The sequence below is a fragment of the Pseudomonas sp. W3I7 genome, from assembly GCF_030816095.1.
Classification (GTDB): domain Bacteria; phylum Pseudomonadota; class Gammaproteobacteria; order Pseudomonadales; family Pseudomonadaceae; genus Aquipseudomonas; species Aquipseudomonas salomonii.
In genome coordinates this window covers 2858436-2878753 of sequence record NZ_JAUSXP010000001.1, presented here as the reverse complement: position 1 = coordinate 2878753, position 20318 = coordinate 2858436, and the positions used below count along the sequence as shown (strand labels likewise).

Genomic DNA, 20318 nt, shown 5'->3' with positions numbered 1-20318 from the left:
ATGGCTTACTTTACCGGCACTTGAGGGCCAATGCAGAGAAGTTTGTTGAATTACCCTGCGCATCAGCGCAACGGTGCAGAATCCGTCGCGGTTTTGCCCGCAGAACCAATCCCCAGGCGCCTCAGCGGTTTAGCTGAACCCTACCTGTCTACCTGTCAAATAAACGAGTTTTTCATCCGCCTTTCATATTCGTTCAACAATTTTCCGCTTAATCTTGGCCCCAGGACTTGAGAACGAACCGCGCCTTCCCCGACTAACCTGTTGATTACGCTTTACCTTTAATAGTTTTCGTCTTTAATCTGCTAGCCCATGGAAGAAACCGTTGCCCGTCCTCAGGAAAGTCGAATGAATGCCGCAACCCCACGCTACGTTGTTTAATCTTTCGGCGTTGTTTATCGATGGATTACTGCTGTTTTCACGCTCCAATTGTTCTAGCCCCGAGGTCATGAATCTTTGAAACCCTACCCTATTCATTGCGTGTCGATCGTTATCCCGGTCTACAACGAACAAGAGAGCCTGCCTGAATTGCTGCGTCGCACCACCGCAGCTTGCAAGCAACTGGCTTACGAATACGAAATCATCCTGGTGGATGACGGTAGCCGCGACAATTCCGCCCAATTGCTGGAAGACGCCGCCGCAGAAGACGGCAGCAACGTCGTGGCGGTGATCCTCAACCGCAACTACGGCCAGCACGCGGCGATCATGGCCGGCTTCGAGCAATGCCGTGGCGAGGTGATCATTACCCTCGACGCCGACCTGCAGAACCCGCCCGAAGAAATCCCGCGCCTGGTCGAGCAAGCCGCCCTGGGCTACGACGTCGTCGCCACCGTGCGTAACAACCGCCAGGATTCGGCCTTCCGCCGCTGGCCTTCGCGCCTGATCAACCTGGCCGTGCAACGCTCCACCGGCGTGGCCATGACCGACTACGGCTGCATGCTGCGCGCTTACCGCCGCACCATCGTCGACGCGATGCTGGCCTGCCGTGAACGCAGCACCTTCATCCCGATCCTGGCCAACGGCTTCGCACGCCACACCACCGAGATCCTGGTGCACCACGCCGAGCGTGAGCATGGCGAGTCCAAGTACAGCGCCATGCGCCTGATCAGCCTGATGTTCGACCTGCTCACCTGCATGACCACCACTCCGCTGCGCCTGCTGAGCATCGTTGGCTTCAGCCTGGCGGCGCTGGGCATGCTGTTTGCCTTTGCGCTGGTGTTCCTGCGTCTGGTGTTCGGCGCCGAATGGGCCGGTTCAGGCATGTTCGTGCTGTTCGCGGTGCTGTTTGTGTTCACCGGCGGCCAATTCATCGGCATGGGCCTCTTGGGTGAATACCTGGGGCGCATGTACAGTGACGTGCGTGCCCGTCCACGGTTCTTTATTGAAAAGGTGCTGCGCAACCAACCCGCAGAACCGGCTCCGGTCGTCGTCGTCGACGGCCTGGCAACGTCCCACTCTCCTACTTCTCCTTCCGATCAGGTTTCGTCATGAATTCAAGAGCTGTTGTCTTCGCTTATCACGATATTGGCTGCGCAGGTATTGAAGCCCTGCTGACCGCCGGCTACGACATTGCTGCCGTGTTCACCCATGCCGACGACCCCAAGGAAAACAACTTCTACGGTTCCGTCGCCCAACTCTGCGCCCGTAACGGCATCCCGGTGCACGCACCGGAAGACGCCAACCACCCGCTGTGGATCGAGCGTATTGCCAAGCTGAACCCGGATTTCATCTTCTCGTTCTACTACCGCAACCTGCTGAGCGAAGCCCTGCTGGCCACCGCCAAGAAAGGCGCGTTCAACCTGCACGGTTCCTTGCTGCCTAAATACCGTGGCCGCGCTCCGGCCAACTGGGTGCTGGTCAACGGTGAAACCGAAACCGGCGTGACCCTGCACCGCATGGTCAAGCGTGCCGATGCCGGCGCGATCCTGGCCCAGCAAAAAGTCATCATCGACCGCACCGACACCGGCCTGACCCTGCACGCCAAACTGCGTGACGCGGCCACCAACCTGCTGCGTGATGCCCTGCCACAACTGGCTCAAGGCAAACTGGCCGAAACGGCCCAGAACGAAAGCCAGGCCACCTACTTCGGTCGCCGCACTGCCGCTGATGGCAAGCTGGACTGGAAAAAGCCGGCTGAAGAGCTGTTCAACCTGGTTCGTGCCGTGACCCAGCCATACCCGGGCGCATTCTGCGCTGTCGGCGAGCACAAACTCATCGTTTGGCAAGCTGACGTAGTCAAGGGCAACGAAGGCCTGGCCCCAGGCCGTGTGATCAGCGTCAACCCGCTGCGCATCGCCTGCGGTGAAGATTCCCTGGTGGTCAAGTTCGGCCAGCGCAACGAAAACGGCCTGTACCTGGCCGGTCCTTCCGTGGCTGACGAACTGGGCCTGGTCGACGGTTCCGTGCTGCGCGGCGCCGAGTCCGGCCGCAAGCCACGTCGCACCCGTGTACTGATCCTGGGTGTGAACGGCTTTATCGGTAACCACCTGTCCGAGCGCCTGCTGCGTGACGACCGTTACGAAATCTACGGCCTGGACATCGGCTCCGACGCCATCGAGCGCCTGCGCAGCCACCCGAACTTCCACTACGTGGAAGGCGACATCAGCATCCACTCCGAGTGGATCGAGTACCACATCAAGAAGTGCGACGTGGTCCTGCCGCTGGTGGCCATCGCCACGCCGATCGAATACACCCGTAACCCGCTGCGCGTGTTCGAGCTCGACTTCGAAGAAAACCTGAAACTGGTGCGCTACTGCGTCAAGTACAACAAGCGCGTGATCTTCCCGTCGACCTCCGAAGTCTATGGCATGTGCCAGGACCAGTACTTCGACGAAGACACCTCCAACCTGGTGGTCGGCCCGGTCAACAAGCAGCGCTGGATCTACTCGGTCTCCAAGCAACTGCTGGACCGCGTGATCTGGGCTTACGGCGACAAGGGCCTGAACTTCACCCTGTTCCGTCCGTTCAACTGGATGGGCCCGCGCCTCGACCGTCTGGACTCGGCGCGTATCGGCAGCTCCCGTGCCATCACCCAGTTGATCCTCAACCTGGTGGAAGGTACGCCAATCCGCCTGTTCGACGGGGGTGAGCAGAAGCGTTGCTTCACCGATATCGCCGACGGCATCGAAGCCCTGGCCCGCATCATCGATAACGACAACGATATCTGCAACGGCCAGATCATCAACATCGGCAACCCGGAAAACGAAGCCAGCATCCGTCAGCTGGGCGAAGAACTGCTGCGTCAGTTCGAAGCTCACCCGCTGCGCAGCAACTTCCCTCCGTTCGCCGGTTTCCGCGACGTAGAAAGCAAGGCGTTCTACGGCACCGGCTACCAGGACGTGGCACACCGCAAGCCAAGCATCGACAACGCCAAGCGCCTGCTGAACTGGGAGCCGACCGTTGAGATGAGCGAGACCATCGGCAACACCCTGGACTTCTTCCTCAAAGAAGCCATGCTCGAAATCGCGGACAAAAAGTAATGAAGGCAGGCTTGCGCATCGACGTCGACACCTACCGTGGCACCCGTGAAGGTGTGCCGCGGTTGCTGGAAACCCTGGATGAAGCCGGGGTTAAGGCGACGTTCTTCTTCAGTGTCGGGCCGGACAACATGGGGCGCCACTTGTGGCGCCTGATCCGCCCGCAGTTTCTGTGGAAGATGCTGCGTTCCAATGCCGTCGGTTTGTATGGCCTGGATATTCTCCTGGCCGGCACCGCTTGGCCAGGCAAGCCGATCGGCCGTGACCTGGGGCACTTGATGCGCCAGGCCAAGGCCGCCGGCCATGAAGTCGGCCTGCACGCATGGGACCATCACGGCTGGCAAGCCAACACCGGGCGCTGGAGCGACGCACAGCTGGTCGAGCAGATCCGTCGAGGCGTGGACACCCTGAGCGACATCCTGGGTGAACGCATCGACTGTTCAGCCGCCGCCGGCTGGCGTGCCGATGAGCGCGTGGTGCAAGCCAAACAAGGCTTTAACTTTCGCTATAACAGCGATTGCCGGGGCACCAGCCTGTTTCGACCGACCCTGGCCGATGGCAGCGCGGGCACCCCACAAATTCCGGTAGACCTGCCCACCTTCGACGAAGTCGTCGGGCCGGTGGTGGCTGCCAAAGATTTCAACGGCTTCATTCTTGACCGGTTCGCCGAGTCGAAGCTGAACGTCTATACGATCCACGCAGAAGTAGAAGGGATTCTGATGGCTGACGATTTTCGCCAACTGCTCGCCCAGGCCGGGCAGCGCGGCATCGACTTCAAACCCCTGGGCGACCTGTTGCCCGCGGATGTGACCACCCTGCCCCAGCAACAGCTGGTGCGCGGCGCGCTCAGCGGCCGTGAGGGTTGGCTCGGAGTGCAAAAGGCATGATCCGGCGCTGGGCATTGCCCCTGCTCCTGCTGGCGTTTGGCGTGTTCTACCTGTTGCCCCTGGCCTCCCACGGCCTGTGGATTCCCGATGAAACCCGTTACGCGCAAATCAGCCAGGAAATGCTGCTGACCGGCAAGTGGGCCTCGCCCCACTTCATGGGCATCCGCTACTTCGAGAAACCCGCTGCGGGCTACTGGATGATTGCGCTGGGCCAGGCGATTTTCGGGCAGAACCTGTTCGGCGTACGTTTTGCGTCGGCCTTGAGCACCGGACTGAGCATCCTGCTGGTGTATCTGGTTTCGCGAAGGTTGTGGAACGACCCGCAAAAAAGCCTGGTCAGCAGCGTGCTGTACATGAGTTTTGTCAGCGTGGCCTTGCTCGGCGGTTACGCCAACCTGGACCCGCAGTTCACCTTCTGGGTCAACCTGACGGGCGTGGCCTTGTGGTTTTGTTTCGACAGCACCACGCGCAACGGCCGCTTGGGATCTTGGGCCTTGCTCGGTTTTGCCTGCGGTATGGGCTTTATGACCAAAGGGTTTCTGGCCTGGCTGCTGCCGGTGCTGATCGCCCTGCCCTACGCGATCTGGCAGAAACGCTTTCGTGAGTTGCTGGGCTATGGCGTGGTCGCGGTGGTCGTCGCCATTGTCGTCAGCCTGCCCTGGGCACTGGCCGTGCACCTGCAAGAGCCGGACTACTGGAACTTCTTCTTCTGGCACGAGCATATCCAGCGCTTTGCCGGCGATGACGCCCAGCATGCCGAGCCGTTCTGGTTCTACCTGCCGCTGATGGTCGCGTTCTCGTTGCCATGGATCGCCCTGCTGCCGTCCACGGTCAAACAGGCCTGGCTGGAAAAGCGCCTGCCCAAGACCGCGTTCCTGCTGCTGTGGCTGTTGATGCCCCTGGCGTTCTTCAGCCTGGCCAAAGGCAAGCTGCCGTCCTACGTCATGCCGTGCCTGCTGCCCCTGGCGCTGTTGATGGGCTCGACGCTCAGCGACAAGCTGGCCAGGGGGCATGGCCGCGCCTTGCGCATCAATGGCTGGTTGAACCTGGCTATTGGGATCGTGGCGCTGCTGGCCATCAGTTGGTTCCAATTAAAGAAGCCGGTGTATGAGCCGGGTCAGGAAACCTTCAGCCTGGTGCTGGTGTTTACCTTCCTGTTCGGCTGGATCGTGGTCAACCTGCTGCAAGCTGCGCGCCCATTGAAACTGTGGGCTGCGCCGGTCATCGGCAGCTGGTTGCTGGTGGCCCTGGTGCCGGCCGCCCTGCCCCATTCGGTGGTTTATAACAAAACCCCGGACCAATTCATCATCGACCACTTGCCCGAACTGCAACCGACCACCGCCCTGCTCAGCAATGACCTTGGCGCTGCATCGGCGTTGTCATGGCGCCTGGGTCGCCCCGACGTTGCGCTGTACAACACGATCGGTGAGGTGAAATACGGCATTGCCTATCCGGACACCGCCTATCGCAAGGTCGGCACCGCTGACGTTCAACAGTGGATGAGCGAAGCGCGTAAAACAGGCTCGGTTGGCGTAGTCATGCGGGTCAAGGGCGACGATGAAGTGGCCGAAGTGAACCTGCTGCCCCAAGACGGCAAGCGCTATGAGCAAGGCAATATCGTCATCCTGATTTTCCCACAGGCTGCGCAATGACCACTTTGCTTCTCCTGTTGGGCGCCTGTCTGCTCACCTGCATGGGCCAGGTTTCGCAAAAGTTTGCGGTGGAAAGCTGGCGTGACCAGCCCGACGGTTGGGCGCCCAAATTGCGCTCGCCGTGGCTGTGGTCGGCACTGGTGTGCCTGGGCCTTGGCCTGCTGGTATGGCTGCTGGTGTTGCAGCGCCTGGAAGTGGGCATCGCCTACCCCATGCTCAGCCTCAATTTTGTGCTGGTCACGCTGATGGCACGGTTTGTCTTTCCATGAACACATCGATGGCCGTCACTGGCTGGGTGTCGCCCTGGTGATCGGTGGCGTAGTGCTGCTGGGGCGTCACGTATGAGCCGCGCGCAAGGGTTTGCCCTGGCTTTGGGCAGTGTCGGCCTGGTCAGCGCGGCACAGTTGGGCATGCGCTGGAGCATGACGCGCCTGCCATTGCCGGCCGAATGGTTGAATGCGTTCAACAGCAACGCCATTGATCCGGGCGCCCTGGGCGTGGTGGTGCTGGCGATCATCGCTTATGCGCTGTCGATGCTGTGCTGGCTTGGCGCGCTCAAGCACTTGCCCCTGGGCCGCGCCTATTCGCTGCTGAGCATCAGCTACGCGCTGGTGTACCTGCTGGCCGCCAGCCTGCCGGTGTTCAACGAACATTTTTCGCTTTCAAAAACCCTGGGAGTGGCCTTGGTCATTCTCGGTGTTCTGGTTATTAACTCTCGTCGTGCTAGCGTTGCAAGCCCCAGGAATGCCCCATGAAAATCAGTGTATTTGGTAGCGGTTACGTCGGTCTGGTACAGGCCACCGTATTGGCCGAAGTCGGTCACGATGTGATCTGCATGGACGTGGACAAGAGCAAAGTCGAGTCGCTGCAAAAAGGCCACGTGACCATCTTCGAGCCAGGCCTGGCGGCCATGGTCAAGGAAAACCTGGAAAGCGGGCGCCTGCACTTTACCTTTGACGAAAAACTCGCCGTAGAACACGGTGAAGTACTGTTTATTGCCGTGGGCACGCCATCGGACGAAGACGGTTCGGCTGACCTCAAGTACGTGCTCTCGGTGGGCGATGCCGTGTCGCGCCATCGCGTGGAGCCGGTGATCCTGGTGGAAAAATCCACCGTGCCGGTCGGCACTGGCGACACCCTGCGCGCCCATATCGAAAAAAACCTGCACATCGCCGGTCGCCACCTGGAGTTCGATATCGTCTCCAACCCGGAATTTCTCAAGGAAGGCTCGGCCGTTGCCGACTGCCGCCGCCCGGACCGCATCATCATCGGCTGCGAGCGCGAAGAAGTGCGTGAAATCATGCGCGACCTCTACGCGCCGTTCAACCGCAACCATGACCGCATCATCTTCATGGACCTGCGCAGCGCCGAACTGACCAAGTACGCCGCCAACTGCATGCTGGCCACCAAGATCAGTTTCATCAACCAGATCGCCGAGCTGGCCGAACACTTGGGCGCCGACATCGAAGCCGTGCGTTTGGGCATCGGCGCCGATTCACGCATCGGCTACCACTTTATCTACCCAGGCTGTGGCTACGGCGGTTCGTGCTTCCCTAAAGACATGCGCGCCCTGATCCACAGCGCCAAGGAAGCCAACTGCTCCAGCGACCTGCTCGAAGCCGTTGAAGCGATCAATCAGCGCCAGAAGAGCAAGTTGTTCGAACGCATCAACGCTTACTTCAAGGGCGAACTGCAAGGCAAAACCTTCGCCTTATGGGGTCTGGCTTTCAAGCCCAACACCGATGACATGCGCGATGCCCCAAGCCGCGTGCTGATGGAAGCCCTCTGGGCGGCCGGCGCCAATGTCCGTGCGTTCGACCCCGAAGCCATGCAGGAAACCCAGCGCATCTACGGTGACGAGTCGCGCCTGACCCTGCTGGGCACGCCGGAATCGGCCTTGAGCGGCGCCGATGCGTTGATCGTCTGCACCGAATGGCAGCAATTCAAGGCGCCGGACTTCGAACTGATCCACGCCCGCCTGAAAAACCCGGTGATCTTCGACGGTCGCAACCTGTACGACGGCGAGCGTCTGGCGCGCAAAGGCTTCAAGTATTTCCCGATGGGCCGTGGCGACTCCTGCGAGCTGCCAATTCCCCAGCAAAACTGGGTCGCGCCAGCCAAGGAAGACTAAAGACGTGAACAAAGCTCAACCGCCGCTGCTTACAGCAACGCTGCGCAACCAGTCGCTGGGGCTCGGGCTCCTGGCGCTGGTGCTGTTTATTGTTGGCAACTGGCACCAGGCAATCATCGGCTTTGACTCGCGCTTCGTGGTGTTTGCCCAGGAAATGCTGCGCCATGGGCCGAGTTTTTTCCCTACCACCTATGGCCAACCTTACGCTGACTACCTGGCGACCTCGACCCTGCTGACCTGGCTGTTGTCCTTGCCGTTTGGCGAGGTCAGCAGCCTGACGGCGTGGTTGCCCACGGCCATCGCCTCGGCGCTGATCGTGGTGCTGGTGTATCGCCTCACGGCGCCCTACTCCACGCGCTGGGGCCTGCTCAGCATCGCGATGTTGCTGCTCAGCAGCACCTTCATCAGTGAAACCCGCTCGGTGTCGCTGGACCAGATGCTCGCGGCCATCGCCTTGACGGTGTTCTACCTGGGCTATGCCCATGACCATTTCGGGGCGGCCAAACGCTTGCATTGGCTGTTCTTGCTGCTGATCCTGGGCTTTGCGGTGCGTGGGCCAATCGGCCTGGTCATCCCCACCGGCGTGCTGTGCAGCTACTACCTGATCAACCGCCAATGGCGCCAACTGTTCACCTTCGGCTTTATCGCCCTGGCCGTGCTGGCGGCGTGTGTCGGCCTGTTGTTGCTGTTAGCCAAGCTCAGTGGTGGCGAGGACTTCATGCAGGACGTGATCCGCATGCAGTTCCTGGGGCGCATGGACGGCACCGAAGGTTCCAGCGGCGTTTTGTATTACTTCACCAGTTCCATGGGCAACTACGCGCTGGCCTATCCGCTGGCGTTGCTGGTGCTGCTGGCAGTCGCCATCAGTGGTCGTCGGGCACCCGACCCGGCACTGAAACTGGTGCTGTATTGCGCCGCGGCGGGTTTGCTGGTGATGCTTGGCCTGTCGGTCCCTCAGGCCAAGAAGGCACGCTACATCCTGCCGATGCTGCCCATGGCGGCGATCATTGCGGCCTATCCGTTCCAGGTCAGCCAAGGGCGCTTGTTCGCCTGGCTGCGCGGCTTGATGCTGGGCATCTGGACGCTGCTGCCGGCGCTGCTGGTAGTCGGGCTGGTGGTGGCGCGCAAGCGTTACCCGGCACAGTTGGACAGCCTGGGGCTGGTCTTCGGCGTGCTCGGCGTACTGCAAGCCGTGGCGCTGTTGTCACTGCTCAAGTCGCGTCTACGCCCGCTGGGGTCGGCACTGGCGGCGGTACTGGCGCTGTGGTCGACCTACATTGTGGTGGTTGAGCCGTTGGAGCGCACCCTCTACGACACCCGCACATTCAGCCTTGGGGTCAAAGCGCAGATCATGCAGCAGCCGGCACCGGTGGTTCTGCATGGTTTGGGCAAAGATGCGAAAGCCATCAAGTTCATGGTCAACTTCAACTGCGATAAGGTGCCGCTGTTTACCCAGTCGGCGGCGGACCTGGCGCCGCTGCAAGGCCCGGCGTGGCTGGTAATGAGTACCCAGGACTTCGAAAAGCTGCAGGATCCGCGCTTGCGTTCGATCACGCCGACGCTCACCGGGGAATTCGACAAAGACCCGTATGTGTTGCTCCACTTGGAGAAAGTCAGCGCGCCGTAATCACGCTGACAGCAGTCTGACGGAAACAGCGCCCACTCCTTCGAGAGTGGGCGTTTTTCGTTATAACCGCCCGGAAAGCGCCTACACAGCTATGCGTAAACGCTGGCGCACTTTGCCTTCCGATGCCCGGAACCCAAATGTAGACTCCTTTGTCATGTGCGTTAACTATCTACTACCGGGCGCAGTCAGCCTTCCACGCACACCGACCTGCTTGATCATAAGGGCAATGCCGTGCCAGAAGACCTGTTGCTTATCCCTGCGCCGAGGCTGGATCGATTGATGGCGTTGCGCGACGCCTTGGTGGCACTGAAGGGGCCGCTGGCCGACGACCCTGAATTGCAGGAGAACCTGCAAAGACAGCTGTTCAATGAAGAGACGGACACTCGTGTACTCGGACGTATCTGCACACCACTGCCGCAACCGACGCAGCGCATCATCTATAACGAGGGCCATTAACTGCATTATTTTTGCATTTAACCTTCATTAATATGCATTGGCACCCTGGCAGCAAGCTCGGCACACTGCACAGGTTCCTCCCCCAACTGTTGGAACGTTCAAAGGGCTTATCCGGGCAACCAGACGAGCCTTTTTTTTCGCCTGCCGCTTTATGGATCGTGTCGATGCTCGCTCGCTGGTTACCCGCTGCAATCAATACCCGCCCCGCCGAATGGAGCCGCGCCGCCATTGGCATGGCCTTGGGCACGCTATTGAGCGTCTGGGTGTGTGCCCAGGTATTCGGTATGGAAGTCGCCTTGCACCTGCTCGGACCGCTCGGTGCATCGGCGGTTTTGTTGTTTGCCGTGTCGTCCGGTGCGCTGGCTCAGCCCTGGTCGATTATCGGCAGCTACTTGTGTGCCGCCGTCGTCGCGTTGCTGGTGGCGCGGGTACTTGGCCGCACCCTGGGCAGTGCTTGCCTGGCGGCAGGCATGACGGTGGTGCTGATTTGCTGGCTGCGCTGCCTGCACCCGCCCGCCGGTGGCCTGGCCATGACCCTGGTGCTCGCAGACCCGGCCTCCATCGCCCTGGGTTGGCAGGAAGTGGCGCCGGTGATGCTCGGCGCGGGCGCGCTGCTGGCCTGTGCGCTGGCCTATAACAACCTGACACGCACGCGTTACCCCAAGGGCGCAGTCGAGCCGCCCGCCATCGTCCTGGGCAACACCGCGCCGGTGACCGACGCGGCCATCACGGCAGCCGATCTGAAGCTGGCCCTGGCCGACATGGAGCAGTTCTTTGATGTGGAGCCGACCGAGTTGGAGCAATTGATCCACGCAGCGGAAGGCCATGCCCGGCGCCGCAGCATCGCTGAAGTGCTGGGTAGCCGCAGCGCTGCATAAATGCAAAAACGACCTGCATGATTCCGGGTTGTACTGGGCAAATTTGCACTGGTACGATCGCGAGATAGTTCGTACGCGAACATCTTGATAAAGAACAATAAAAGCAGGGAGTTAGTGATGACTGCTCAGGTTTCATCCGAAGCAAGCCAGGCCAGAATTCTTCAAGACGAGGTACTGGCGCAAGTCCGCAACCATATCGGCCACCTCACCCTTAACCGCCCCGCCGGTTTGAATGCCATCACCCTGGACATGGTCCGCAGTCTGACCACGCAGTTGCAGACCTGGGCGGATGACCCGCAGGTGTATGCCGTGGTCCTGCGCGGCGCCGGTGAGAAGGCGTTCTGCGCCGGTGGCGATATTCGCTCCCTCTATGACAGCTTCAAGCAGGGCGACAGCCTGCACCAGGATTTCTTCGTCGAGGAATACGCCCTCGACCTGGCGATTCATCATTACTGCAAACCCGTGCTGGCGCTGATGGACGGGTTTGTTCTCGGCGGCGGCATGGGCCTGGTGCAAGGCGCCGATTTGCGTGTGGTGACCGAGCGCAGCCGCCTGGCGATGCCGGAAGTGGCCATCGGTTATTTCCCGGACGTGGGCGGCAGCTATTTCCTCTCGCGTATCCCTGGCGAGCTGGGGGTTTACCTTGGCGTCACCGGCGTGCAGATCCGCGCTGCCGATGCGCTGTATTGCGGGCTGGCCGACTGGTGTATCGACAGCGCCAAACTCGCCGAACTCGACCAGAAGCTCGACCGCCTGCAATGGCAGGATTCGCCGCTCAAGGACCTGCAAGGTGTACTGGCCAAGCTTGCAGTTCAACAATTGCCCGACGCCCCACTGGCCGCGCTGCGCCCGGCGATCGACCACTTCTTCGCGTTGCCGGATGTGCCAAGCATGGTCGAGCAACTGCAGCAAGTCACCGTTGCCGACAGCCACGAATGGGCGCTCACCACCGCCAGCCTGATGCAGACCCGCTCGCCGCTGGCGATGGCCGTGACCCTGCAGATGCTGCGCCGTGGCCGCCGCCTGCCGCTGGAACAATGCTTCGCGCTGGAGCTTCATCTGGATCGCCAGTGGTTCGAACGCGGCGACCTGATCGAAGGGGTTCGCGCGTTGATTATCGACAAGGATAAAACCCCACACTGGAACCCCGCAACGGTCCATGAGCTGGACGCCAACCATGTCGAGAGCTTCTTCAGCAACTTCACGCAGAGCGAGAAATAAGCCATGCAAGATATTGAATACACTGAAGAACAAGTGATGATTCGCGACATGGCCCGCGACTTTGCCCGTGGCGAAATCGCCCCGCACGCGCAAGCCTGGGAAAAAGCCGGCTGGATCGATGACGCCCTGGTCGCGAAGATGGGCGAACTCGGCCTGCTGGGCATGGTGGTGCCTGAAGAATGGGGCGGCACCTATGTCGATTACGTGGCGTATGCCCTGGCCGTCGAGGAGATTTCCGCCGGTGATGGGGCTACCGGCGCACTCATGAGTATCCATAATTCAGTCGGTTGCGGGCCAATCCTCAACTACGGCACCGATGCGCAAAAACACACCTGGCTGGCCGAACTGGCCAGCGGCCAGGCCATTGGCTGCTTCTGCCTCACCGAGCCCCAGGCCGGTTCCGAAGCCCATAACCTGCGCACCCGCGCCGAATTGCGCGATGGCCAGTGGGTGATCACCGGCGCCAAGCAGTTTGTCAGCAACGGCAAGCGCGCCAGGTTGGCCGTTGTGTTTGCGGTGACGGACCCGGAGCTGGGCAAGAAAGGTATCTCGGCCTTCCTGGTGCCCACCGACACACCGGGCTTTGTGGTCGACCGTACCGAACACAAGATGGGCATTCGGGCTTCGGACACCTGCGCCGTCACGCTCAACCAGTGCACAGTACCCGAAGCCAACCTGTTGGGTGAACGCGGTAAAGGCCTGGCCATCGCCCTGTCCAACCTCGAAGGCGGGCGTATCGGCATCGCCGCGCAAGCGTTGGGCATCGCCCGTGCGGCGTTTGAGGCGGCGCTGGCGTATGCGCGTGATCGCGTGCAATTCAACAAGGCGATTATCGAGCACCAAAGCATTGCCAACCTGCTGGCCGACATGCAGACCCAGCTCAATGCCGCCCGCTTGCTGATCCTGCACGCCGCACGCCTGCGCAGCGCCGGCAAGCCGTGCCTGTCGGAAGCCTCCCAGGCCAAGCTGTTCGCCTCGGAGATGGCCGAAAAGGTCTGCTCCTCGGCGATGCAGATCCATGGCGGGTATGGGTATCTTGAGGATTACCCGGTGGAGCGTTATTACCGGGATGCGCGGATTACGCAGATTTACGAAGGCACCAGCGAGATTCAGCGGATGGTGATTGCCAGGGAGCTGAAGAACTACCAGCTCTAAAAGCCACACAAAACCAATGTGGGAGCGGGCTTGCTCGCGAATGCAGTTCATCAGTCACTGCATCTTTGACTGACCGGCCGCCTTCGCGAGCAAGCCCGCTCCCACATTTTGAACTTCAGTGATTTTGCGGTCGGGTTACTGGTCCTTGAACTCAGGCGCGCGCTTGGCCACAAATGCCGCCATGCCTTCCTTCTGGTCCTGGGTGGCAAACGCGGCATGGAACACTCGGCGCTCAAAGCGCACGCCTTCCGACAGGCTCACCTCAAACGCACGGTTCACGCTTTCCTTGACCATCATGCTGATCGGCACAGACTTGCCGGCAATCAAGGTCGCGGTTTTCAGCGCCTCTTCAAGCAGGTCATCGGCCGGCACGATACGCGCCACAATCCCGCAGCGCTCAGCTTCGACGGCGTCGATAAAGCGCCCGGTCAGGCACATTTCCATGGCCTTGGCCTTGCCCACGGCGCGGGTCAGGCGCTGGGTGCCGCCCATGCCCGGGAGTACGCCGAGGTTGATTTCCGGCTGGCCGAACTTGGCGCCGTCACCGGCCAGGATAAAGTCGCACATCAAGGCCAGTTCACAACCGCCGCCCAGGGCGAAACCGTTGACGGCAGCAATGATCGGCTTGCGGCGGTTGGCCACGCGGTCGCTTTCGCTGAACAGGTCGTCGAGGTAGATCTGCGGGTAGGTCAGCTCGGCCATCTCTTTGATGTCGGCGCCGGCGGCGAAGGCTTTTTTCGAGCCGGTCAGCACGATGCAGCCGATCTGCGGGTCGGCTTCCAGGCCGTCCAGCGCCTGGTTCAACTCGCTGACCAACTGGGCGTTCAAGGCGTTCAGGGCTTGCGGGCGATTGAGGGTAATCAGCCCGACACGGCCCTGGACTTCAAGCAAAAGGGTTTCGTAACTCATGTATCGGCTCCTTAAAGGTTGCGTGAGATGACCATGCGTTGAATATCGCTGGTGCCTTCGTAAATCTGGCAGACCCGCACATCGCGGTAGATCCGCTCCAGTGGAAAGTCGCTCAGGTAACCGTAACCGCCCAGGGTTTGCAAGGCGGCAGAGCAGACTTTCTCGGCCATTTCCGAAGCAAACAGCTTGGCCATCGACGCCTCGACCAAGGCTGGCTTGCCGCTGTCACGCAGGGCCGCGGCGTAATGCACCATTTGCCGGGCCACCGCGATTTGGGTAGCCATGTCGGCCAACCGGAAGGCCACGGCCTGGTGTTCGATCAACGCCTTGCCAAAACTTTCGCGCTCGCGGGCATAGTCACGGGCGGCTTCGAAGGCGGCGCGGGCCATACCCACCGATTGCGAGGCGATACCGACGCGGCCGCCTTCGAGGTTGGCCAGGGCGATCCTGTAGCCTTCACCCTCCTCGCCCAAACGGTTGGCGACCGGCACTTTTACGTCTTCGAAGAGGATCTGGCAGGTGTCGGACGCATGTTGGCCGAGTTTGTCTTCCACTCGCGCCACCGTGTAGCCCGGCGAGTCGGTGGGCACGATGAACGCGCTGATCCCGCGCTTGCCTGCGGCCGGGTCGGTGACCGCAAACACAATCACGATCCCGGCGTTCTGCCCGGAGGTGATGAACTGTTTGCAGCCATTGAGCACGTAATGGTCGCCCTCGAGGCGGGCGCGGGTTTTCAGGCTGCTGGCGTCGGAACCGGCCTGGGGTTCGGTCAACGCGAAGGCGCCGAGCATGGCGCCACTGGCCAGCGGCGTGAGGAACTGGTGTTTCTGCTGGTCGTTGCCGAATGTGAGGATCGGCACACAACCCACCGAGTTGTGCACGCTCATGATGGTCGAGCACGCGCCATCGCCGGCGGCGATTTCTTCCAGGGCCATGGCGTAGGCCAGGTAGCCGGTGTCGCAACCGCCCCACTGTTCCGGCACCAGCATGCCGAAAAAGCCCAGCTCGGCCATTTCGCCGATGGCTTCCTTGGGGAAACGGTGCTCACGGTCCCACTCGGCGGCGAAGGGTTTCAGGCGCTCCTGGGCAAATTGCCGGGCCGCTTCGCTGATTTGCAGTTGTTCGTCATTGGGCAGCATGTTGAGTCCTTAATACAGGCATTCGACGGCCATGGCCGTGGCTTCACCGCCGCCGATGCAGATGGCGGCAACCCCACGCTTGAGGCCTTTCTGGCGCAGGGCCGAAAGCAACGTCACCAGGATACGCGCACCGGAAGCACCAATCGGATGGCCCAGGGCACAGGCGCCGCCGTGAATATTGACCTTGCTGTGGGGGATTTCCAGCTTGCTCATGGTCACCAGGCTGACCACCGCAAAGGCTTCGTTGATTTCAAACAGGTCAACGTCGCCCAGGTTCCAGCCGGTCTTGCTCATCAGCTTGCGAATCGCGCCCACGGGCGCCACCGGGAACAACCCGGGTTCATCGGCAAACGCCGCGTGCCCGTGGATCACCGCCAAGGGCTTGAGGCCACGCTGTTGCGCCTCGGACTGACGCATCAGCAACAACGCCGCCGCCCCATCGGAAATCGAGCTGGAGTTGGCCGCCGTCACCGTGCCGCCCTCGCGGAACGCCGGTTTCAGGCTGGCGATCTTGTCCAGCTTGGCCTTGGGCGGTTGTTCGTCATGCAGGATGGTCTTTTGCTCTTTACCGACGGTGACCTGCACCGGAACGATTTCGGCGGCAAAGCTGCCGTGGGTGATGGCCTCTTGCGCGCGGGTCAGCGAGGCAATGGCGAAGGCGTCTTGGGCTTCACGGGTGAAGCCGTTGTGCTCGGCGCAGTCTTCGGCAAAGGTGCCCATCAGGCGGCCCTTGTCATAGGCGTCTTCGAGGCCGTCGAGGAACATGTGGTCGAGCACTTTGCCGTGGCCCATGCGGTAGCCGCTGCGCGCGCGGTCGAGCAGGTACGGCGCGTTGGACATGCTTTCCATGCCGCCGGCGACCACCACGTCGACACTGCCGGCCAGCAGCGAGTCGTGGGCGAGGATGGTCGCTTCCATGCCCGAGCCGCACATTTTGTTCAAGGTGGTGCAGCGCGTGGCCTTGTCCAGCCCGGCGCCCAAAGCTGCCTGACGCGCAGGCGCCTGGCCAAGGCCTGCGGGCAGCACGCAGCCGAACAGCACTTCGTCCACGGCATCCGGGGCAATCCCGGCCCGTTCGACGGCGGCGCGGATCGCGGCAGCGCCCAGTTGCGGCGCGGTCAGGCCTTTGAGGTCGCCCTGGAAACCGCCCATGGGCGTGCGCGCGGCGCTGACAATGACAATCGGATCGTTCATGGGGTGTTCTCCTTACTTGGCTGCCATGCGCAAGGCGCCGTCGAGACGGATCACCTCGCCGTTGAGCATGCTGTTTTCAATGATGTGGCGTACCAGCGCGGCGTATTCGGACGGTTTGCCCAAACGCGGCGGGAATGGCACGCCTGCGGCCAGGGAATCGCGCACTTCGGCGGTCATGCCGGCCATCATTGGGGTTTCGAAAATGCCCGGAGCAATGGTCATCACGCGAATGCCAAAGCGCGCCAGTTCGCGGGCGGCGGGCAAGGTCAGGCTGGCGATCGCGCCTTTGGAGGCGGCATACGCCGCCTGGCCGATCTGCCCGTCAAACGCGGCCACCGAGGCGGTGTTGATGATCACGCCACGCTCACCGTCGGCGTTCGCCTCGGTTTCAGCGATGGCCGCAGCCGCCAGGCGCAGCAGGTTGAAGCTGCCGATCAGGTTGACGTTGATCACCTGGGCAAAGCTGGCCAACGCGTGCGGGCCGCTCTTGCCGAGGATCTTCTCGCCACGTACCACCCCGGCGCAGTTCACCAGCCCGTGCAGGCCACCAAAGGCTGCAACGGCGGCGTGAACGGCCGCTTCGGCGGCGGCTTCCTGGCTGATATCGGCCACGGCGCTGCGGGCGTTGTCGCCCAGTTGGCTGGCTTTGGCCGCCACGGCGTCAGCGTTCAGGTCGACCAGCATCACTTTGGCACCGGCGCCAATCAACATTTCAGCGGTGGCCGCGCCGAGGCCCGAAGCGCCGCCGCTGACCAGGAATACCTTGTTTTCAATCTGCATCATTGTTTCCTTAAAAGTGGATCAGGCGTTGGCCTGTGCCTTCGCAATTTCCTGATTACGCAAAATAAAGCGTTGCAGCTTGCCGCTCGGGGTCTTGGGCAAGTCGCTGACAAATTCGATTTCCCGTGGGTAGGCGTGGGCCGCCAGGCGCTTGCGCACGTGCAGACGCAGCTCCTCGGCCAGCTCCGGCGTGGCGCGGTACTGTTCGTTGAGCACCACAAAGGCTTTGACCAGTTCGGTGCGCTCCGGGCACGGTTTGCCGACAACGGCGGCTTCGACCACGGCCGGGTGTTCGACCAGTGCGCTTTCGACGTCAAATGGCCCCACGCGGTAGCCGGACGTGGTGATCACATCATCACTGCGCCCGACAAAGCTGATGCTGCCATCGGGATTCAGCTCCACAGTGTCGCCGCTGAGGTAATACTTGCCGACAAAGGCCTTGGTCTTTACCCCGTCGTAACCGGCGAACCAGCACATCGGCGAATGCTCACGGTCAATGGCGAGGATGCCCGGCTGGCCCGCCGGCAGTTCCTGGTACTCATCATCGAGCACCACAATGCGGTGGCCCGGTGAGGCAAAACCCGCCGAGCCGACGTGCACGGGATGCGCGAGGCCATGGTGGTTGCACAGCACCATGCCCAGTTCGGTCTGGCCGTAATGGTCATGGATGACCACGCCCAGGTTGTCGGCAAACCAGCGGATCACTTCCGGGTTCAGCGGCTCGCCGGCACTGCTGACGATACGCAGCTTGCCCTTGATCGAGCGCGCGAACTGTTCGCCGCCGGCGATCAGCAGGCGGTAAGCAGTGGGCGAACCGGTGAGGTTGGTAATCCCGTATTTATTGATCACCCGGCAGGTGCTTTCCAGGGTGAACGGCCCATCGTAGAACGTAATCGGATGGCCCATGGACAATGGCCCGGTCACGCCAAAATAGATGCCATAGGCCCAGCCCGGATCGGCGACGTTCCAGAACGCGTCCTCGGGGCGCAAGTCCACCGCGTCGCGGGTGTAGCTCTGGAACGCGACGATGGCCTTGAGCGGCACCGACAGCGCTTTTGACGGGCCGGTGGTGCCCGAGGTGAACATCAACAGGAACGGGTCTTCTGCGCCCAGTAGCACCGGCTCGCAGGAATTCGAATAATTCGGCAGCTCAGCCCAGAAGCTGTAGTCGCCGCGCACAATGCCTTCGCCCTTGTCCCCGGCCACCGTGACGATGGTCGGGCAGCCCTCGACTTCTGCCAGCTTGGGGCGGTTGACCGCATCGGTGACCACCAACGCGGCGCCGGAGCTGTTGAGCCGATGCTCGATGGCCTTGGGGCCGAAGGCGGTAAACAGCGGCTGATACACCGCGCCGATACGCCACGTGGCGAACACCACCACCAATAATTCTGCCGTGCGTGGCAGCAGCCCCGCCACCTTGTCACCGCGTTGCACGCCTTGGGCCAGAAGGAAATTGGCAAAGCGCGCCGACTGGTCCTGCAATTGGCTGAAGGTCACGCTGGCGCTGCGCCCATCCTTGCCTTCCCAAAACAGCGCAATGCGCCCCGGCAGCGCGTGGCGGTCGCAACACTCCACGCAGGCATTCAAGGCTTGCAGGTTGCCGGACAGGGCGGCGTCAACGGTGTGTTGGTAATCGAATGCGGTGGTGGCAGCCAAATACTCACGCATGGTTCCAAATCCTTGTGTGTTTTTATTTTCAGGACATTTTCACGACGAGAATCGTGGAAATAATCGCCCTGGCGCGCGGTGGCGGCAATGGTCAAAGCCTTCAACTTGGCTGACTGGTTTGGCTAATCATTGATCCGGCCTATCAGCCGGTCAGTCGCAGTGATTGGACGCTCTGGGCGCAAACTCCTATTCTCCAGGCCTGCGCCGCCAAAGAAGCCGTGTCCCGATGATCGTCCGCCCCAAACCCAACCTCATGGGTATCCTGTTTTCCCTTAAAGGTTCGATTGCCAAGCGCATCGCCTTGCGCAGCCTGATGGTCACGTTGCTGGCGTCGGTGATCGTGCTGGTGGAGACCCTGCACCCGGCCTACTTCTCCAAGGTCAATGCCACGCCGTTTACCTTGCTGGGGTTGTCGCTGTCGATCTTCATGAGCTTTCGCAACAACGCCTGCTACGACCGTTGGTGGGAGGGCCGCAAGCAACTGGGGCAGATGGTTATTGAGGTGCGCTCGCTGATTCGCGAAACCCAAGTGCTGGGCGACTCACCTGAACGCGCCAGCCTGCTGCGTGGGCTGTGCGGGTTTGCCCACGGCCTGGTCGCGCACCTGCGCCGTGAAGATCAAGCCCGCGTTATCACGCCCTGGATGGCTGTGGAGCCGACGCATCCCAACCTCCCCGACCAGGTGCTGCAACAACTGGGCGCGCGGTTTTCGCGGCTGGCCGAACAGGGCGTGATCAGTGAATGGCGCTACACCCAGCTGGAAACCCGGCTGGTCAGCCTCAGCCTGGTGCAGGCCGCCTGCGAGCGGATCAAAACCACACCGCTGCCCTTCCCTTACACCTTGCTGTTGCACCGCACCATTTACCTGTTTTGCATTTTGCTGCCGTTCGCCATGGCCGAGCCGTTGGGCTGGTTGACGCCGGTGTTCACCGCCATCGTCAGCTACACGTTCTTTGGTTTGGATGAAATCGGTGATGATCTGGAAGACCCGTTCGGTTTCGATGAAAACGATCTGCCCTGCAATGCGATAGTGCGCACCCTGGAGCGCGAGATTCTCGCCGCCCTGGGCGAGATCGACCTGCCCCCTGCCCTGGAACCGGTGGATTACGTGCTCGGCTGATACGGGTTTGACACTCGTCGTGGTCTGG

17 protein-coding genes and 1 pseudogene are annotated in these 20318 nt (G+C 61.5%); 13 read left to right on the top strand and 5 right to left on the bottom strand.

Going from position 1 to position 20318, the window contains the following annotated elements; translation table 11 throughout:
• Positions 1 to 453 precede the first annotated feature (453 nt).
• From arnC to QF043_RS13390, 12 genes and pseudogenes are all read left to right on the top strand, one after another.
• Complete coding sequence (gene arnC / locus QF043_RS13445) at positions 454 to 1488, top strand: undecaprenyl-phosphate 4-deoxy-4-formamido-L-arabinose transferase (RefSeq protein WP_056860018.1); 1035 nt, start codon at positions 454 to 456, stop codon at positions 1486 to 1488.
• A complete protein-coding gene (gene arnA, locus QF043_RS13440; protein ID WP_307418858.1) occupies positions 1485 to 3476 on the top strand; it encodes a bifunctional UDP-4-amino-4-deoxy-L-arabinose formyltransferase/UDP-glucuronic acid oxidase ArnA in 1992 nt (663 codons plus the stop codon). The genes arnC and arnA overlap by 4 nt, the downstream gene beginning before the upstream one ends.
• Positions 3476 to 4360 carry a 4-deoxy-4-formamido-L-arabinose-phosphoundecaprenol deformylase gene (gene arnD / locus QF043_RS13435; RefSeq protein ID WP_307418857.1) on the top strand — a complete coding sequence of 295 codons (885 nt, stop codon included), beginning with the start codon at positions 3476 to 3478 and terminating at the stop codon, positions 4358 to 4360. Before arnA ends, arnD begins: the two co-directional genes overlap by 1 nt.
• Entirely contained in the window at positions 4357 to 6012 is a 1656-nt protein-coding gene (gene arnT, locus QF043_RS13430) for a lipid IV(A) 4-amino-4-deoxy-L-arabinosyltransferase (RefSeq protein ID WP_307418856.1), read from the top strand. The genes arnD and arnT overlap by 4 nt, the downstream gene beginning before the upstream one ends.
• Positions 6009 to 6357, top strand: a pseudogene (gene arnE / locus QF043_RS13425) (4-amino-4-deoxy-L-arabinose-phosphoundecaprenol flippase subunit ArnE). Before arnT ends, arnE begins: the two are co-directional and overlap by 4 nt.
• Positions 6354 to 6767 (top strand): 4-amino-4-deoxy-L-arabinose-phosphoundecaprenol flippase subunit ArnF, encoded by a 414-nt coding sequence (gene arnF, locus QF043_RS13420; RefSeq protein WP_307418855.1) that lies wholly within the window; start codon positions 6354 to 6356, stop codon positions 6765 to 6767. Before arnE ends, arnF begins: the two are co-directional and overlap by 4 nt.
• Positions 6764 to 8143, top strand: a complete 1380-nt coding sequence (locus QF043_RS13415; protein WP_307418854.1) for a UDP-glucose/GDP-mannose dehydrogenase family protein — start codon at positions 6764 to 6766, stop codon at positions 8141 to 8143. The genes arnF and QF043_RS13415 overlap by 4 nt, the downstream gene beginning before the upstream one ends.
• Before the next feature lie 4 nt (positions 8144 to 8147).
• Entirely contained in the window at positions 8148 to 9770 is a 1623-nt protein-coding gene (locus QF043_RS13410; RefSeq protein WP_307418853.1) for a glycosyltransferase family 39 protein, read from the top strand.
• Positions 9771 to 10037: 267 nt separating this feature from the next.
• Complete coding sequence (locus QF043_RS13405) at positions 10038 to 10226, top strand: hypothetical protein (protein WP_307421383.1); 189 nt, start codon at positions 10038 to 10040, stop codon at positions 10224 to 10226.
• Positions 10227 to 10390: 164 nt separating this feature from the next.
• Positions 10391 to 11104, top strand: a complete 714-nt coding sequence (locus tag QF043_RS13400) for an HPP family protein (protein ID WP_307418852.1) — start codon at positions 10391 to 10393, stop codon at positions 11102 to 11104.
• 117 nt (positions 11105 to 11221) lie between these two features.
• Positions 11222 to 12325 carry an enoyl-CoA hydratase/isomerase family protein gene (locus QF043_RS13395; RefSeq protein ID WP_307418851.1) on the top strand — a complete coding sequence of 368 codons (1104 nt, stop codon included), beginning with the start codon at positions 11222 to 11224 and terminating at the stop codon, positions 12323 to 12325.
• Positions 12326 to 12328: 3 nt separating this feature from the next.
• A complete protein-coding gene (locus QF043_RS13390; RefSeq protein ID WP_307418850.1) occupies positions 12329 to 13480 on the top strand; it encodes an acyl-CoA dehydrogenase family protein in 1152 nt (383 codons plus the stop codon).
• A gap of 135 nt (positions 13481 to 13615) precedes the next feature.
• Here QF043_RS13390 and QF043_RS13385 read toward each other — a convergent pair whose 3' ends face one another.
• The 5 genes from QF043_RS13385 to QF043_RS13365 are packed head-to-tail and all read right to left on the bottom strand — an operon-like array spanning position 13616 to position 19170.
• Complete coding sequence (locus QF043_RS13385; RefSeq protein ID WP_307418849.1) at positions 13616 to 14389, bottom strand: enoyl-CoA hydratase; 774 nt, start codon at positions 14387 to 14389, stop codon at positions 13616 to 13618.
• Between the two features lie 11 nt (positions 14390 to 14400).
• Positions 14401 to 15528, bottom strand: coding sequence for an acyl-CoA dehydrogenase (locus QF043_RS13380; protein WP_305459915.1), 1128 nt, complete (start codon positions 15526 to 15528; stop codon positions 14401 to 14403).
• Between the two features lie 9 nt (positions 15529 to 15537).
• A complete protein-coding gene (locus tag QF043_RS13375) occupies positions 15538 to 16722 on the bottom strand; it encodes an acetyl-CoA C-acyltransferase (protein ID WP_307418848.1) in 1185 nt (394 codons plus the stop codon).
• A gap of 12 nt (positions 16723 to 16734) precedes the next feature.
• Positions 16735 to 17502 carry an SDR family NAD(P)-dependent oxidoreductase gene (locus tag QF043_RS13370; RefSeq protein ID WP_307418847.1) on the bottom strand — a complete coding sequence of 256 codons (768 nt, stop codon included), beginning with the start codon at positions 17500 to 17502 and terminating at the stop codon, positions 16735 to 16737.
• 21 nt (positions 17503 to 17523) lie between these two features.
• Positions 17524 to 19170: an AMP-binding protein gene (locus QF043_RS13365; RefSeq protein ID WP_307418846.1), complete on the bottom strand. Its 1647-nt coding sequence runs from the start codon at positions 19168 to 19170 to the stop codon at positions 17524 to 17526.
• Between the two features lie 226 nt (positions 19171 to 19396).
• Here QF043_RS13365 and QF043_RS13360 point away from each other — a divergent pair, with 226 nt between their 5' ends.
• On the top strand, positions 19397 to 20290 hold the full coding sequence (locus tag QF043_RS13360) for a bestrophin family protein (RefSeq protein ID WP_307418845.1): 894 nt from the start codon (positions 19397 to 19399) through the stop codon (positions 20288 to 20290).
• Positions 20291 to 20318 lie beyond the last annotated feature (28 nt).